This window comes from Flavobacterium endoglycinae (genome assembly GCF_017352115.1).
Taxonomy (GTDB): Bacteria; Bacteroidota; Bacteroidia; order Flavobacteriales; family Flavobacteriaceae; genus Flavobacterium; species Flavobacterium endoglycinae.
The window spans coordinates 556,644-571,788 of sequence record NZ_CP071448.1 but is presented as its reverse complement, the minus strand read 5'-3'; the positions used below and the strand labels follow the sequence as shown (position 1 = coordinate 571,788).

Below are 15,145 nucleotides of genomic sequence, written 5' to 3'. Positions count from 1 at the left end.
ATTCCAATTGAATATGTTTTCAATGGAATTTGGAATTTAAAATATTGGAAATTTTACCAGTTTATTCCTGGTTTAAATTTCTAAGTTGTTTTAGTTTGTCTTTCCAAACCTCAAGGCTTTCTTTGTGAATCGCAATATTTTTGCGAACTTCAGTAACTATTGAATTCTCTTTTTTAGAATTTTTGGTATTGGCAAAGAACTGAATGTTATTTTCTAACTGGAAAATTTCATTTTGAACTTCTTCAATTTTACGCATAATAAAGATTTTTTCATTGTCTAATTTACGCGTATCGTTGCTGTCAGATAAAGAGTCGATACGGTTTGCAAAACGCATCATTTCAGATTCTTTTTTGCTTAAGCTTAATTTTTCAAAAAGAGCATCTAAAATTTTATTGAATTTACCTTCGATATGACGTCTTGAAAAAGGAACTTTTCCATATCCTTTCCAGATTTCAATATGCTGTTTAATAGCATCCAAATCTGTCTTGTGATCTCCAGTTAATTGATAAGCTCTTAAAGTTTCTAAATAAGCTTTTTTGTTGTCAAAAGCAGCCACCTCATCAGCGTTTTCTTCTGATTTGTGTTCTTTTAATTTATCAAAATAATGGTTGCAGGCATCCTTAAATTCTTTCCAGATTTTATCTGAATATTTTTTAGGTACATGACCAATTTGTTTCCACTCTTCCTGAATTTGTTTCATAATTGGAGTAGTAGAACTGAAATCTGTGCTTTCCTGTAACTCTTTTGCTTTGGCAACAAGAGCCATTTTTTTGTTTAAATTATCGTTTTGATCTTTTTTAATGTCTTTGTAAAACGAATTTTTAAAAGCATTGAAATTTCTAACAGCTGTTTTAAATGCAGCCCAAGTTTCTTCGTTTACTTCAGTTGGTACTTTTCCAGTCGCAAAGAAATCATTTCGTAAAGCTTCTACTTTTTGAATCTGAACCAGCCACTGCGAATGTGAGTTTACTTTTTCAGTTCCTAAAACTTCAATTTTAGCAATGATATCTTTTTTAACTTCAAGATTTTGTTGTTCGTTTGCTCTTTGGCTTTCGAATAATAGTTCTCTTTTATCGTGGATTTTTTTAGTCAATTCACTGAATTTGTTCCAGATAGAATCACGGTATTCTTTAGAAACTGGTCCAATTTCTTCTTTCCAGATTCGGTGTAAATCTTGCAATTCACGGAATGCTTTTGCAACATCAGCTTCGTTTACTAATTCTTCAACACGAGCAATAATTTTCTGCTTTTGCTCTAGATTGTGTTTAAAGTCTAAATCTCTTGCTTCACGATCTAAATGCAGGTAGTCGTAGAAATTCTCAACATGGAAATGGTAGTTGTTCCAAACGTGATTGTATTTGTCTTTTGGAATCGCTCCAGCATTTTTCCATCTTTCTCTTAAATCATTAAAATGCTTAAGAGTATCTTTTATATTTTCTTGAGGATTAATAAGTTCTTTTAATTCCTCAACTATAGCAAGTCTGTTTTCTAAATTTGTTTTTAGATTGGTTTGTAAATGCTTAAAGTGGGCATTTCTTTTTTCTCTGAATACATTATAGTACTCGTCAAATTTAGATTTTAAAGGTGAGTGGTATTCAAATTCTTCATTCGGGTCTTCTTTTGAAGCATTGAATTCCTCTCTTTTTTCATCTAAAAGATGATTGTATTTTGATAAAAATGATTTTTTTATTTCTTCGATATGATCTTTTACAGACATTACTTTGTCTATAGTAATCAGCTTTTTCAATTCATCTACAAGTGCATCAAGCGATAAAGTGTCATAATCCTTCATAGGAATATCATGACGCTCTTTCAGCGTTTCGTCTTCACTTTCCTCAGCGTTTGAATTGGTTATGGCATAGAGTGCATCCTGATGATCTGCTTCTGCTGGTATTTCAGCTTCAATTTCATCATTTGAAACGGCATTTGTTTCTGCTGTTTCAGTTTCTTCACTTTCGATGGCATCGTTTTGCGCAGCACTGCTGGTATCGATTCCTAATTTTCCGTCTGCTTCATGCAGGTTATCATTCTTTTCTTCTAACATTTTTAAATGTATAAGGTTTTACTTTAAACAGAGCGAAAGATAGTAAAGGTGTTTCTAACTACAAAATAAATCGTTTGTTTATACCGAATTTTACGATGAAATTCTTATTCTTTACTCTACTTTATAACTATGATATATTAATTTTTATTGTTTTTTTGAAAGAAATAAAAATTCTGATTTCATATAATTTTTAGATAAATTCATATTTATAGGCATCAAAAAGGGGATAAAATTAAATTAAAACAATACCAGAATTCCTATTTCTAAACCAAAATTATAAGTTTTTTCTCCTCCAAAAGCATAACTCGGGTGAATATAAATCAAATCATCGGCAGATATTTTTCTTCCGTATTCTAAAAAAGCATTATTTTGAAATCCTTTTACTGTGTTATTATAACGGAAAGCTGTATCGGCTGAGATCCAGTTTCTTCCAAAGAAATATAAAACTACATTTTCATAAGCTGTTATATTAATATCGCTGCGATCGCTTTGACCTGCAAAACTAGCTTGATATTCTAAAGAAGAAATCCAGAGAAATTTTTTGGTTTTGAGATATCGGGCATAAAAAACGGTAGGAATAAAAACCCATTTTCCGCTCCCGAAATTAGGATCTTGCGCTGAATTTGAAATCACTCTGGCTCTTATGGCAAGTCCGTTGTTGTTTTTAATGAATGGAATGTAGCTTATACCTGCTCCAATGTCGCCAATACCAGTTTTGTTGACAGAGTTAGTGTTGGCAGATATTAAAGGAACATCGAATCGAAGATTCCATGCCTTATTTCCTATAGGATATAAAAGTCGTAATTGTGTAGTATTGTACGAACCGTTGTCTGTATCAAGATATTCGTTAAAAAGAATTACGGTTTTAAGAAAATAATGGTAACGAGCTTCAGCAAACGGATTGTTAGTTTTGGAAGTATCCGAAACCTGAGCTTTGGTGTAAAATGAAATGAAATAAAATATGCAGAAGTAAGGTATAAATTTTTTCATAACTATCTACAAATGAGTAGACTAATTTACGAAAATTACTTTTTCATATTTTATTTTGCAGTATTTTTTACTTGTTCCAGATTTTCCACGCCTTTTCTGCCTGAAAAATAAGCATATCATATCCGTTTTTGATTACAGCACCTCTTTCTTTGGCATTTTTTAAGAATTGTGTTTCCGCTGGATTGTAAATTAAATCGTAAGCGATGTGTTTTTCAGTGAAAAACTCATACGGAAGGTCAGGGCAGGCTTCAATGTTTGGACTTGTACCCACTGGTGTACAATTGATGATAATTTGAAAATTGTCAAATGTAGTAGCATTTATCAAATCATAATCGATAATGTTTTCTTTGGCTTCTCTTGATACAAATGTGTATGGAATATCCAATTCGTCTAAAGCAAATGCAACTCCTTTTGAAGCGCCACCAGTCCCTAAAATAAGAGCTTTTTTGTGATGCGGTTCTAAAAGCGGTTTTAATGATTTTTTGAAACCGTAATAATCAGTATTGTATCCTTTTAATTTTCCGCTTTTGGTAAATTTAATAGTATTTACAGCGCCAATTAAAGAGGCTTTTTTTGATAGTTTATCTAAATAAGGAATAATCTGTTCTTTATAAGGAATCGTAACATTTAAACCCTTTAAATCTGGATTGTTTTTAATTAATCCTGTAAAATGGTTGATTTCAGAAATATCAAAGTTTTCATAGGTGTTGCCTGCAAAAACTTCATTGTTGAATTTTTCTGTAAAATAACCTTTTGAAAATGAGTAACTAATATTACGGCCTAACAAGCCAAATCGTCTTTTTAGAGTATCTATCATTATTATTTTCTATGTTTTTCTATATAATTTCTAACCATTTTTTTGGTCCACACTACCGGAAACAAATCTTCAATTATAATGTAATTGTCGAAGTTTAATCTCAAACCATTGCTTAAGTGGAATTTGGCTTTTGTATTGTCCTGAATCATGAAATACAATCCAGCCAAACGATATTCAATTTCGTTTTCTTCTGGAAAATATTCTGAAGCCTGCAGTAAAGTTTGGATTGCACTTTCGAATTCTCCTAGAAACTGAAGTATATCAACCCAAAATAACCATGTATCCAAAGCATAATCACCAAATTCTACTGCTTTTCTATAACCAAATTCAGCTTCTTCAAAAAAGTTCATTTGTTTATTGATGGTAGCGTAGCGTTTCCAATACAAACGATTTTGATTGTCAATCGCTAATGCTTTATTGACAAAGAATAATGCTTTTTGGAAATTCTTCTGGCGCATATGAAAATCAGTAATTGCAATCCATCCTTTGTCCAAAAGAGGATCTTCATGAACAGTTTGATTGTAATACTGAAGTGCTTTTACAGCATTTCCAAGTTTTTCATAGCATTTTCCAATTCGCAGTAACGCATACGATGTCGCGTCGTCTAATTCAATAGTACGGTTGTAGCTTTCGATGGCTTCGTTGTACTTTTTAAGACGCTCGTATGCTTTTGCTTTTTCCATAAAAGCACCCAAAAATTCGTCGTCGATTAGGGTTGCGTAGTCAAAAGCACGAATGGCGTTTTCATATTCTTTAACACCATAATGAAGTCTTCCAAGCTGATGCCAGGCGATTTCACTGTATGGATTTCTATTAATATATTCGTTAAGATAAACGATAGCTTCCTGATTTTGATCTAAAAATTCAAAACAGTAAACCACGTTGTACAATGCAGACTGATCTTCTAAATCTTCTTCAAGACATTTGATGAAGCTTTCTTTTGCCAGTTCGAGATTGTCCATAAAAAGATATTCCATTCCAATAAGATTGTACACATCGGCGTAATCATCTGTATATTGCAGAGCAATTTTAAGAAGTTCTACTGCTTTTTCGTGCTGATCTCTTTTAGAGCAGATATTGGCTTTTTGAATATAGATTTCCTCGTTGTTCGGTTCGATTGCATACAACTCGTTTAACAGCTTCTCAGCAAGTTCGAGTTTGTCTTCGTAAACCAGCATTTCTACTTGTACTAATTTTAAGCCTGTAGATTTCGGATGCTGATCTAATGCAAGTTTTAAGGCTTTTTTTGCTAAATTAGCCTTACCTATGTCTAAATAATGAAGAATGATTTCCTCAAATTCTTCAGAATCAAAAAAGAGTACTTTGTTCGTTTTTAACATCGACTCAAATTTGGATAGGGATAGGTTATAATCTTCTTCTTCGTTGCTTAATTGCATACTTTAGTTTTATTTGAAATTAGCCTATTATAAATTTAGGCATCCATGTCATTGATGTTAGGCTGTAAATTTAATTGTTTTGAACAATTTAATTAACAATAATGGCACAAATTATGTGTTTTTTAAGTTGTAATCTTTTGATATATAAAATATTAACCAGATTACCGCTCTTTTTATGACAGCCAGAGGTAATGAGTTGAAGTTTTTGAAGCTCCTTTATTACAATTGCTGGTTTTTTAATATGTCATCCATGACACTTAAAATTATAGCACAGCCTTCTTTTATTTCTTCTTCAGAAATGGTTAATGGTGGTGTTATTCTGATGGCGCATCCTTCAAACAAGAGCCAGAATAATATTAAACCTTTATCCTGACAATTTAAAATAACTTGATTGGTAATATCTGCTGTTTCAGTCATTGCTGCCAGCATTAATCCTTTTCCTCTTACTTCTGTAATCAAAGGATGTACCAAAAGTGATCTGAAGAGTTTTTCCTTTTCTAGAGTTTCTTCCATCAGATTCGTTTCAGTTAATTCCTGCAAAGTAGCTAAGCAGGCTGACGCAATGACAGGGTGTCCTCCAAAAGTCGTGATATGTCCTAATTTCGGATTTTCGGTTAAAAGGTCCATTTTTTCAGCAGAGGCAGTAAAAGCGCCAACCGGCATTCCGCCTCCCATACCTTTTCCCATTACTACAATATCTGGAACAACATTGTAGTTTTGAAAACCAAATAGTTTTCCAGTTCTGCCAAAACCAGGCTGAATCTCATCAACAATCATTAGCGCACCAACCTCATCACAGCGTTTGCGGACTTTTTCAAGAAAATTATTTTCCGGCTGAATAAATCCTGCTCCTCCCTGAATAGTTTCTAAAAGAATTGCTGCCGTTCGAGTGGTTATTTTTTCTAAATCTGCTTCATTATTAAAAGTGATAAAATCAACATCTGGAAGCAGTGGTCGAAATGCTTGTTTGCGTTCTTCAAATCCCATAACGCTCATAGAACCCATTGTGTTACCGTGATAGGCGTTATAACATGAAATAAGCTGACTGCGTCCTGTAGTTCTTTTAGCAAGTTTTAAAGCGCCTTCAATAGCTTCTGTACCTGAATTTACCAAATAAGTTTTGTTTAATGATTCTGGAAGCAAAGAAGCCATTAATTTGCAGTACTGAACCGCTGGACTCTGTGAATATTCTCCGTAAACCATAACATGAGAATATTTGTCCAGCTGATCTTTTATAGCCTGATTTACTCTTGGATGCTGATGTCCTAAAGTACAAGCCGAAACTCCGGCTACAAAATCTAAATATTTTTTATTGTTGGTATCGTAAATATATGAGCCAATGGCATGTGACACTTCCATTCCTAATGGGTAAGGAGAAGTTTGTGCCTGATATTTTATAAAATCTGGATTCATTTTTTTAAGGTGCTAAGTTGCAAAGGTACTGAGTACTGAGGTTTCTAGCTTTGCGTTTTATTTTAAAGCTCAAAGTTGCAAAGGTACTGAGGTACAAAGATTTTAACTTTATGCTTAAGTTAATTCTAAAGGTTTAAAATTGTAAAGTTTCAAAATCACAAAGATGCTAGGTGTTACTAAACTCGAAACATTTAGATAAATACTGTAAAACTGCGACTGAAAACTAAAAAACTATTTCTCTTTAGGCTTGGCTTCTGTTTTAGCTGCTGGTTTCTTTTTGTCGTAATTCAAAGTTTCCTTTCGAACTTTCAGCGGAACGTTTTTACCTTTTTCTTCCTCGTCTTTTCCTTCTTTAATCAGTTTATCATTCAGTTCATTATCTTCTTCAGAAAAAATGTCATCTTTAGATTTGATTCTTTCATCGCCTCGCCAGACAAAACCTCGAAGTTTTCGTGCATTTTCAGGTAAATCAGCCTCAGGATAAATATCTCCGTCTACACGATTGAAAAATGTGATGTTGTCTACCGCATTATTTTCAAGAATCATATTGATTTTACTGCTCACATTTTTATTAATACCAATTAGCTCATTGGCATCATTTCGCATAAAATAAATGACTTCAGTATTTTTGATGACATCCACATCATGGAGTTTTCCTTCCCGAAATTTTCCAAACAAGTTGAGTCCCTTGACCTGATTGTATCCGGTGCCGAGAGTATCTTTTGAGATTATAAAAGTATTGTTGAGTACTTTTAAAGAATCCAATTTTCGGGTTTTATTATCACCAATTAAGTGCATAATATCACCTGTAATCTGGCTTTCGCCATTCCATAAAATCGGATGACCAATTAGTTTGGTTAAAGCTGTTTTTGAGTTGGAATGAATCGAATCGCATTTTCCGCTCATGTCTGTTTTATAGAAACGAACATTATTAAAAGCTCTTAGAATACGTTCGCCTTCTTTTCCAGTCACCATTAATTTTTTTCCGTGAATGTAAACCGAATCATTTTCGACTAAATTAATCGCAACGGCTCTTTTGGTTACAAACATTGAATCTTTTAGTTTGTAAATTTCGGCATAATGTCCTTTTACGAGTCCGCGGTTTATCGAATCGGTAATTTTTACATTTCGTGTTGCCGATGCAAATTCGATGTTTCGGTTGTAGTATAAACTATCACCTTCAATAAGTCGGTCGTCGTATTTTATGTACGATCGCCTCAGGAAATGCGCAAGATTCTTTTTGGTATCATAAAACCCTTTTTCAGTATAAATATAATTGGCTTTACTTGTAATCGTTGAAGGACCAAACAAATACGTATGTCCCGAATTGCTGTAATAATCCAAATGATTTGATTTTATAACATATTTCGGATTCGTTATGATAACTTCGGTCAGGAACTGAAATTTCTTTTCGGCTACATAATATCTTCCTGATTTACTTACCAATGTGTTGTCTTTATTGACGATTGTACCCTTGGTATTGTAAAAAACCTGCTGTATGTTTCGGTCAAAATTGATCGTGTCAGTCTGCAAAGTAGCATCAGGGGAAGTCATAACAGCATCGCCGGTTGCAAATGCTTTCTTGATATTACCACTGTATTCGGCATATTTACTATTCAAAAACAAAGTATCACCTTGTACCAATTGTACGTTTCCAAAAGCTTTCAAATAATTTTCTTTCTGAAAATAATACGCTTTATTACAAGTAAGAACCACCCCGTCGTGATTTACTTTTACATTTCCGGTAAGCAAAATTCCATCGGGAACCAAAACCTGATCAACATCTAAAAAATCAGAATGTTCGATATTTATTTTCTTTGGAGCCTGCGCATTTTTAGGTGCTTTTGCACTTTTTGGCTTCTGGGCAGAAATGAATTGTGTGCCTAAAAACAGCATACAGAATATGAAAAAGAGTGATTTCTTCAAGTGATTAAATTTTTGTCAAATTTATGAAAAAGGTTACAACCTTATATTGTTATTAGCATTAATTTATAATTCAAAATTTATAAGGTAATGCTGTGTGTTTTTGATATTGAATTTATCAACAAAACCTAGAACTCTCACGTTGTAGTTGTTTATTTTTCAACTATGATGAGCCAATAGGAGAAGAGTTTCTTTTGAGTTTTAAAAAATAAACTAAATTTAATAACTGATATGAATTGTAAATTCATGTTTTAGATTTTAAAGTAAGTTTATAAAAATAAAATATGATTAAAGTTAGATTTATTACAGCAGGAATCGCACTGGCCATGCTTTTTTCTGGATGTAAAACAAAAGATTTAAAAATGAGTGAAGCAAAAGAAGATCATTCTAATGAGAAGAAAGTGGTCGTTTATCAAGTTTTTACCCGTTTATTCGGAAATAAAAATACTACTAATAAACCTTGGGGGACAATAGAAGAAAACGGAGTTGGAAAATTTAATGATTTTACAGATAAAGCACTTCACGAAATTAAAGATTTAGGTGTTACTTACATTTGGTATACAGGCGTTCCACATCATGCTTTGGTGCGTGATTATACTGCATACGGAATCTCAAACGACGATCCTGAAGTGGTTAAGGGACGTGCCGGATCGCCTTATGCTGTTAAAGATTATTACAATGTAAATCCTGATTTAGCTGAAAATCTAGCCAATAGACTACAGGAATTTGAAGCTTTGATTGCTCGTACTCACAAAGCAGGTTTAAAAGTGATTATTGATATTGTCCCGAATCATATTGCACGAAAATATGAAGGGAAAAATAATCCTGAAGGGGTAAAGGATTTTGGTGCCAATGATGATGTAACGGTTGAATACAAACGCGACAATAATTTCTATTATATTCCAAATACGCCTTTTGAAATCCCAAATGGAATTAATCCTTTAAATGGAGAAAAAAATCCTTTAATCGATGGAAAATTTGATGAAAATCCTGCAAAATGGACAGGAAACGGATCACGTAAAGCAAAACCGGATCAGAACGACTGGTATGAAACAGTAAAAGTAAATTACGGTGTTCTTCCTGATGGTACTAAAGATTTTCCAGAACTTCCGGCTGGTTTTGACCAGAAATCATACAAAGAACATTTTGCTTTCTGGCAGGATAAAGACGTTCCAGATTCTTGGAAAAAGTTTAAAGATATTGCTTTGTATTGGACAGAAAAGGGTGTAGATGGTTTCCGTTACGATATGGCCGAAATGGTGCCGTACGAATTTTGGAGTTATATGAATTCAGCCATCAAAACTAAAAATCCAGATGCTTTTTTATTAGCAGAAGTATATAATCCGAATGAATATCGAAATTATATTCGTTTAGGAAAAATGGATTATTTGTATGATAAAGTAGAAACATATGATAAATTAAAAGATATCATTCGCGGAAAAGCTTCTCCAGATGATTTGTCGAACATTCAAAAAGGCATGGAGGATATTGAACATCATATGCTTCACTTTTTGGATAATCATGACGAACAGCGTTTGGCTTCTCCAGAATTTGCTGGAACACCAGAGCGAGGAAAACCATTAATGGTAGTTTCTGCAACCATAAGCACATCACCAACTATGATTTATTTCGGACAGGAAGTTGGAGAGGCTGGAAATGAAAACGCAGGTTTCGGAACTCGTTCTCGAACTTCTATTTTCGATTATATCGGCGTTCCAAGTCACCAAAAGTGGATGAACGACGGAAAATTTGATGGAGGAAAATTATCTGAATCAGAGAAGAATTTACGAGACTTTTACAAACGATTATTAAATTTCTCTATTAAAAGCCCTGCTTTAATGGGTAATTTTCAGGAAATTCAATCTGTAAACCGACAAAATGCAGGTTATGATGGTTTACTTTATTCATATGTTCGCTGGTCTGGAAAACAAAAATTGATTGTAATTGTAAATTTCTCATCAGAAAAAGCAAGTGAATTTGAATTAAAAATTCCGTCTGATGTAATTTCAAAATGGAATTTAAAAGACGGGTCTTACGTACTTTTAGATAAATTGTATCAAGAAAGTAAAACATATTTCACCGTTAAAAATGGAGAAGGAACTGCTAGAATTAAAATTCAGCCTTCTGAATCATTTATTTATGAAGTAGAATAATAACTTTTCTTAACGACATAAAAAAACTCGTTTGGATGTTCTGTCTAAACGAGTTTTTTGTTTTTATATCTTTTGAAGAAGAGATAGGATTTCTCTAATTGAAAAATGAGCACCGCATACAAATTCATCCGAAGCACCATAATAAACTGTGAGTGTATCGCCGTCTGGTTCTAATATATGACCGTTTGTAAATACAACATTTCCGAAAAATCCGCTTAATTCATAATGAGTTTTAGGAAACATAATAGGAGTTTCGGTTCTTGAAATGACTCTGAACGGATCATTTAAATCCATTAAAAAAGCACCTAAACAATATTGGTGAAATTCATTCGCGCCATGATAAATTTCGAGCCAGCCAAATTCTGTTTTAATGGGTGCAGCTCCTGCGCCAACTCTTTTGCTGTCCCAATGATTTTTTCGAGTCTTTATAATACATTTATGATTTCCCCAGTGAAGGCCATCGGGTGAAGAAGCAATCCAAATGTAATTCCCGCCAATATCTACGCTGCTCGGACGATGTAAAGCATAAAATAAGCCGTTTATTTTTTCTTCAAAAATGGCGCAGTCTTTATTGTGCGGTGGCAGAATCATCCCTTGTTTTTGAAAGTTTTTCCAATCAGTTGTCGTACGAAGTCCAACGCCAACACCATTTCCAGAAACTGATGTGAATGTCAAATAATATTTTCCTTCGATTAAAGAAACACGACAATCTTCTATTCCGAAAGTTTCTAAAATTCCTTCACCTACCAAATACGGATAATCTTCTGGTTCGTAAAAGTGACGTCCATCGTCGCTGCACAATAACCTAATATGCGATAAAGTCGTTAAATAATCAATTCCTTGATAATTAATTACTCGTGCGTCTGTTGCGGTAAGTTCAGGATGATCTTTTAAAATTTCGATAATTTGTATAGTTCCGTTTTCTGTTAAAATAGGGAAGGAGATAATATTTTCTGCTTGTTTGGGTCTTTCGGCAACTCTCACTGCGAGCCAGGTTTTATCTTGAAACTGAAATACGCCTGGATTTAACAGACAGGTAATTTCTAATCCTTCTCTGCTTGGCGGCAGATCTGATGGCGATAACAGAGGGTTTTCTGTAAAACGATTTGCAATATCTTTCATATCCTTAAATTTCTAAAAGTACTTTTAAGGTATAAAAAAAAGCTGATACTTAATTCGTACCAGCTTTTTTATTAGACTTTTTTAACCTTTTTGAGGGCTTCTATATAATATTCGTTTACTTTTTCCCAATTAATATGTTCGTAAAAAGCATCGATATAACTTCCTTTTCTGTTTTGATAATCCAGATAATAAGCATGTTCCCATAAATCAATACCTAAAATTGGCGTTCCCGGAATCAATGCGTTTTTCATTAACGGATTGTCTTGATCTTCAGTTGTCGTGATTTGTAATTTTCCGTATCGGTCTACTACTAACCAAACCCAGCCTGATCCAAATTGTTTTTCAGCCTGCGCTTTAAACTGATTGGTAAGATTATGAAACGAACCAAATTCTTTGTTAATAGAACCTGCCAAAGTATCTTTTGGAGTTTGTTCTTTTTGAGCCAAAACATTAAAATAAAGCGTATGATTGTAATATCCTCCAGCGTTCTGACGAAGTTTAGCGTTATTAAGGTCTAGTTTTTTCAAAATATCCTCAATAGGCATGTTTTCGTATTCAGTCGAAACAATCTCTTTATTAAAGTTATTGGTATACGATAAGTAATGTTTAGAATAATGTGTTTCTAAAGTTAAGGATCGTATTGCAGGACTTAAACCATCGTAGGCAAAAGGTAATTTGGTAAGTTCAAATGAACCCGGATCTGCTTTTACATCGTTTGGTGATCCAATTGTAATTTTTTCTTCTTTCGTTGGCAGCGGCACCTCAACTACTTCAGTCAATTTATTGTTATCATTACAAGAAAATAATAGAAAGAATGAAGCCAAAATACCGAAACGAATCATGTTATTCTTCATAATAATTTATTTTGATGTTAGTGAATTGATAATTTCGATATAATTCTCTTTTGCTTCGTCTACTGATAAATGGCTGATCTGCATCCAAGCATTTGTTTTAAAAGCATTTCTTAAATCAAAATTGTCAGACTGATTGTAGACAGCTGTTCCAAATGTAGCCTGTTTGTAAAACGCATAAAGTCTTAACTGCACATCTTGCGGCAGAGAGGCTTGAGTCATTTTTAAAGCAGTTTCTACAGCCTCAGAAAAACGGGTATCTAAATCTTTTTCTGTCATTTAAGCTTTGGTCGCGATAATAGTTTTACCTCCAATTGCTTTTTGGCCTAGAACCACATCAATTGGTGTACCTAAAGGTAAAAATAAATCTACTCTAGATCCAAATTTAATAAAACCTGCATCCGTTCCTTGAACCACTTGCATTCCTTCTTTAGCATAATTTACAATTCTACGTGCCAAAGCACCAGCAATTTGTCTGTAAAGAATTGCTCCAAAAGTAGCATTTTCGATCACAACAGTCGTTCTTTCGTTTTCTTCACTCGCTTTTGGATGCCAAGCTACCAAAAACTTTCCTGGATGGTATTTACTGAATTTTATAATTCCGTCCATTGCGTAACGTGTAACGTGTACGTTGATTGGTGACATAAAGATAGAAACCTGTAAACGTTTGTCTTTGAAGTATTCACCTTCGTAAACTTCTTCAATAACTACCACTTTTCCATCAACCGGAGCAAGAACGTGATCGCTGTTTCGAATCGCAATTCTTTTTGGGTTTCTGAAAAATTGTAGAATAATAATTAAAACTGCTAAAGCAAAAATCTGCACTAGTTTTTGTAACCAATAAATATTAATAAACTGGTCAGCTAATAGGACTACAATAACAGTAAAAACTACACCTAATAAAATAGACGGGCCTCCTTCTTTATGAAACATAATATAAAATTTGATAAAATAAAAATATAATTGGTGCTACAAATATAACACTATCTAATCGATCTAAAATACCTCCATGACCGGGCATGATTGAACCACTATCTTTTACGCCCGCAATTCGTTTGAATTTGGATTCAATTAAATCACCGATAGTTCCAAAAAAGCTTACGATAAGTGCAATAATCATCCAGATTAAAATTGATTTACTGCTAAATTCAGGTTTGGGCTGGATGTATAATTTTGAAATTAAATATCCGGCAAAGGCCGCGAACACCATTCCACCCACAAAACCTTCAATGGTTTTTTTAGGAGATACACGCTCAAAAAGTTTGTGTTTTCCCATTGATTTTCCAACCAAATAAGCAAAAGTATCATTTGTCCAAATCAATACAAACAAACCAATAATGATTTTCGGATTGTAATTGTTTGTTCCAAATGAAATTTTTACCGTAAAAATAAAAGGAAGCGTAATGTATCCTAATAAATACAAATATTTTGATGAAGTGCTGATTTTTTGAACAGAATCATAAAACAAAAAAATAATACATTTTATCGATACGACAAGTGTAACAGCGAGCAGTATTAAATCTAGTTGTTTAATATTTACATTTAATATCAGGTTTGAATTAAAAGTTGTATTTAGGAAGTTCTCAGTCTGTAAATTGTAATGACTGATTAATATTACCGATGAATAAAGTATTAAACCAAATAAAATTGAGGAAATTTTATTCAGATTTACAATGTTGCTGAATTCGTAAATCGTAATGATTAAAAAAAGGCCAAAAAGAAGAATAAAGCTTTCGGTAGAAAACAATATCGAAGTTAATAGTAAAGCGATATAAACAGCACCAGAAATGGTTCTCTTCAGTGTTTCATTCATCTTAAAGATCTTCTAAGAGCAATAAATATAAGTTTTTAGCAACACTTCCGTATTGGGTAAAATCTTCTTCTTTTGCTTTTTCGAAATATTTTATTGTGGTGATATTAGTAGGGTAATCTCTTTCGTATTTACGTTTAATGGCGCTTAGTCCATCACTTTTCATGGGAAGAATTTGACTTGTTGTAGCAAGAATAACAATATTTGCTGGTAAATCGTTTGGTTTGTTTTGTCTAATCTGTCTTGATGAAAACAAGATAGAGCCTTCATCTGCAATTAAATTTTCGCAGCTTGCTAAAAGAAATTTCGGATGAGAAGGAGCGATGTAAAATAATTTGTTTTCTTCTAATAAAGGAAAAAGAGCTGATTCATAACATAAAACTTCATTTTCGAACCAGTCATTTTCTTCTAAGATGTTTTCAAATTGTTCTACAACTTCATCTTTATTTTCACAGTATAGAAATTTACCTCCATTTTTCTTGAAATTGAAAATGAATTGTTCATCTAAAGACAAATGACTATTCGGGGCAGAAGAAGTTCCTGAATATTCGCTTTCGTGTTCTTCGTCAGAAGCAGATTCGCCGGAACCAAATATTTTTTTGAAAAAATTCATTTTTATATGAAA

The 15,145-nt window shown here is 33.2% G+C and carries 13 protein-coding genes; 1 reads left to right on the top strand and 12 read right to left on the bottom strand.

Annotated features, from left to right (window positions below; translation table 11 throughout):
- Window positions 1-61: 61 nt before the first annotated feature.
- The 6 genes from J0383_RS02445 to J0383_RS02420 form a co-directional block, all read right to left on the bottom strand.
- Window positions 62-2,044 carry a DUF349 domain-containing protein gene (locus tag J0383_RS02445; protein WP_207296863.1) on the bottom strand — a complete coding sequence of 661 codons (1,983 nt, stop codon included), beginning with the start codon at window positions 2,042-2,044 and terminating at the stop codon, window positions 62-64.
- Between the two features lie 237 nt (window positions 2,045-2,281).
- A complete protein-coding gene (locus J0383_RS02440; RefSeq protein ID WP_207296862.1) occupies window positions 2,282-3,034 on the bottom strand; it encodes a lipid A phosphoethanolamine transferase in 753 nt (250 codons plus the stop codon).
- A 67-nt stretch (window positions 3,035-3,101) separates the two neighbouring features.
- Entirely contained in the window at window positions 3,102-3,851 is a 750-nt protein-coding gene (locus J0383_RS02435) for a shikimate dehydrogenase family protein (RefSeq protein ID WP_207296861.1), read from the bottom strand.
- 2 nt (window positions 3,852-3,853) lie between these two features.
- On the bottom strand, window positions 3,854-5,248 hold the full coding sequence (locus tag J0383_RS02430) for a tetratricopeptide repeat protein (RefSeq protein WP_207296860.1): 1,395 nt from the start codon (window positions 5,246-5,248) through the stop codon (window positions 3,854-3,856).
- Between the two features lie 219 nt (window positions 5,249-5,467).
- Window positions 5,468-6,661, bottom strand: coding sequence for an aspartate aminotransferase family protein (locus J0383_RS02425; RefSeq protein ID WP_207296859.1), 1,194 nt, complete (start codon window positions 6,659-6,661; stop codon window positions 5,468-5,470).
- 231 nt (window positions 6,662-6,892) lie between these two features.
- Window positions 6,893-8,587, bottom strand: coding sequence for an OstA-like protein (locus tag J0383_RS02420; RefSeq protein WP_373921627.1), 1,695 nt, complete (start codon window positions 8,585-8,587; stop codon window positions 6,893-6,895).
- Window positions 8,588-8,868: 281 nt separating this feature from the next.
- Here J0383_RS02420 and J0383_RS02415 point away from each other — a divergent pair, with 281 nt between their 5' ends.
- On the top strand, window positions 8,869-10,737 hold the full coding sequence (locus J0383_RS02415; protein WP_207296858.1) for an alpha-amylase family protein: 1,869 nt from the start codon (window positions 8,869-8,871) through the stop codon (window positions 10,735-10,737).
- 63 nt (window positions 10,738-10,800) lie between these two features.
- On the opposite strand, the gene J0383_RS02410 is transcribed toward J0383_RS02415, so the two are convergent.
- The 6 genes from J0383_RS02410 to J0383_RS02385 all read right to left on the bottom strand — a co-directional run bounded on the left by J0383_RS02410 (window position 10,801) and on the right by J0383_RS02385 (window position 15,133).
- Complete coding sequence (locus J0383_RS02410; RefSeq protein ID WP_207296857.1) at window positions 10,801-11,859, bottom strand: glycoside hydrolase family 130 protein; 1,059 nt, start codon at window positions 11,857-11,859, stop codon at window positions 10,801-10,803.
- A 71-nt stretch (window positions 11,860-11,930) separates the two neighbouring features.
- A complete protein-coding gene (locus tag J0383_RS02405; RefSeq protein WP_207296856.1) occupies window positions 11,931-12,713 on the bottom strand; it encodes a superoxide dismutase in 783 nt (260 codons plus the stop codon).
- Between the two features lie 6 nt (window positions 12,714-12,719).
- Window positions 12,720-12,989: an acyl-CoA-binding protein gene (locus J0383_RS02400; protein ID WP_207296855.1), complete on the bottom strand. Its 270-nt coding sequence runs from the start codon at window positions 12,987-12,989 to the stop codon at window positions 12,720-12,722.
- The gene (locus tag J0383_RS02395) at window positions 12,990-13,643 is read right to left on the bottom strand and encodes a phosphatidylserine decarboxylase family protein (protein WP_207296854.1); all 654 of its coding nucleotides are present in this window, start codon (window positions 13,641-13,643) and stop codon (window positions 12,990-12,992) included. It abuts the gene before it with no gap.
- Window positions 13,633-14,523 (bottom strand): phosphatidate cytidylyltransferase, encoded by an 891-nt coding sequence (locus J0383_RS02390; RefSeq protein ID WP_207296853.1) that lies wholly within the window; start codon window positions 14,521-14,523, stop codon window positions 13,633-13,635. The genes J0383_RS02395 and J0383_RS02390 overlap by 11 nt, the downstream gene beginning before the upstream one ends.
- A gap of 1 nt (window position 14,524) precedes the next feature.
- Window positions 14,525-15,133, bottom strand: a complete 609-nt coding sequence (locus J0383_RS02385; RefSeq protein WP_207296852.1) for a lactate utilization protein B/C — start codon at window positions 15,131-15,133, stop codon at window positions 14,525-14,527.
- Window positions 15,134-15,145 lie beyond the last annotated feature (12 nt).

What these genes read in the sequence shown, in the direction of transcription:
- J0383_RS02385 (WP_207296852.1), bottom strand. Translation starts at nt 15,133, where the DNA reads ATGAATTTTTTCAAAAAAATATTTGGTTCCGGCGAATCTGCTTCTGAC.
- J0383_RS02395 (WP_207296854.1), bottom strand. Translation starts at nt 13,643, where the DNA reads ATGTTTCATAAAGAAGGAGGCCCGTCTATTTTATTAGGTGTAGTTTTT.
- J0383_RS02390 (WP_207296853.1), bottom strand. Translation starts at nt 14,523, where the DNA reads ATGAATGAAACACTGAAGAGAACCATTTCTGGTGCTGTTTATATCGCT.
- J0383_RS02405 (WP_207296856.1), bottom strand. Translation starts at nt 12,713, where the DNA reads ATGAAGAATAACATGATTCGTTTCGGTATTTTGGCTTCATTCTTTCTA.
- J0383_RS02415 (WP_207296858.1), top strand. Translation starts at nt 8,869, where the DNA reads ATGATTAAAGTTAGATTTATTACAGCAGGAATCGCACTGGCCATGCTT.
- J0383_RS02445 (WP_207296863.1), bottom strand. Translation starts at nt 2,044, where the DNA reads ATGTTAGAAGAAAAGAATGATAACCTGCATGAAGCAGACGGAAAATTA.
- J0383_RS02430 (WP_207296860.1), bottom strand. Translation starts at nt 5,248, where the DNA reads ATGCAATTAAGCAACGAAGAAGAAGATTATAACCTATCCCTATCCAAA.
- J0383_RS02410 (WP_207296857.1), bottom strand. Translation starts at nt 11,859, where the DNA reads ATGAAAGATATTGCAAATCGTTTTACAGAAAACCCTCTGTTATCGCCA.
- J0383_RS02435 (WP_207296861.1), bottom strand. Translation starts at nt 3,851, where the DNA reads ATGATAGATACTCTAAAAAGACGATTTGGCTTGTTAGGCCGTAATATT.
- J0383_RS02440 (WP_207296862.1), bottom strand. Translation starts at nt 3,034, where the DNA reads ATGAAAAAATTTATACCTTACTTCTGCATATTTTATTTCATTTCATTT.
- J0383_RS02400 (WP_207296855.1), bottom strand. Translation starts at nt 12,989, where the DNA reads ATGACAGAAAAAGATTTAGATACCCGTTTTTCTGAGGCTGTAGAAACT.
- J0383_RS02425 (WP_207296859.1), bottom strand. Translation starts at nt 6,661, where the DNA reads ATGAATCCAGATTTTATAAAATATCAGGCACAAACTTCTCCTTACCCA.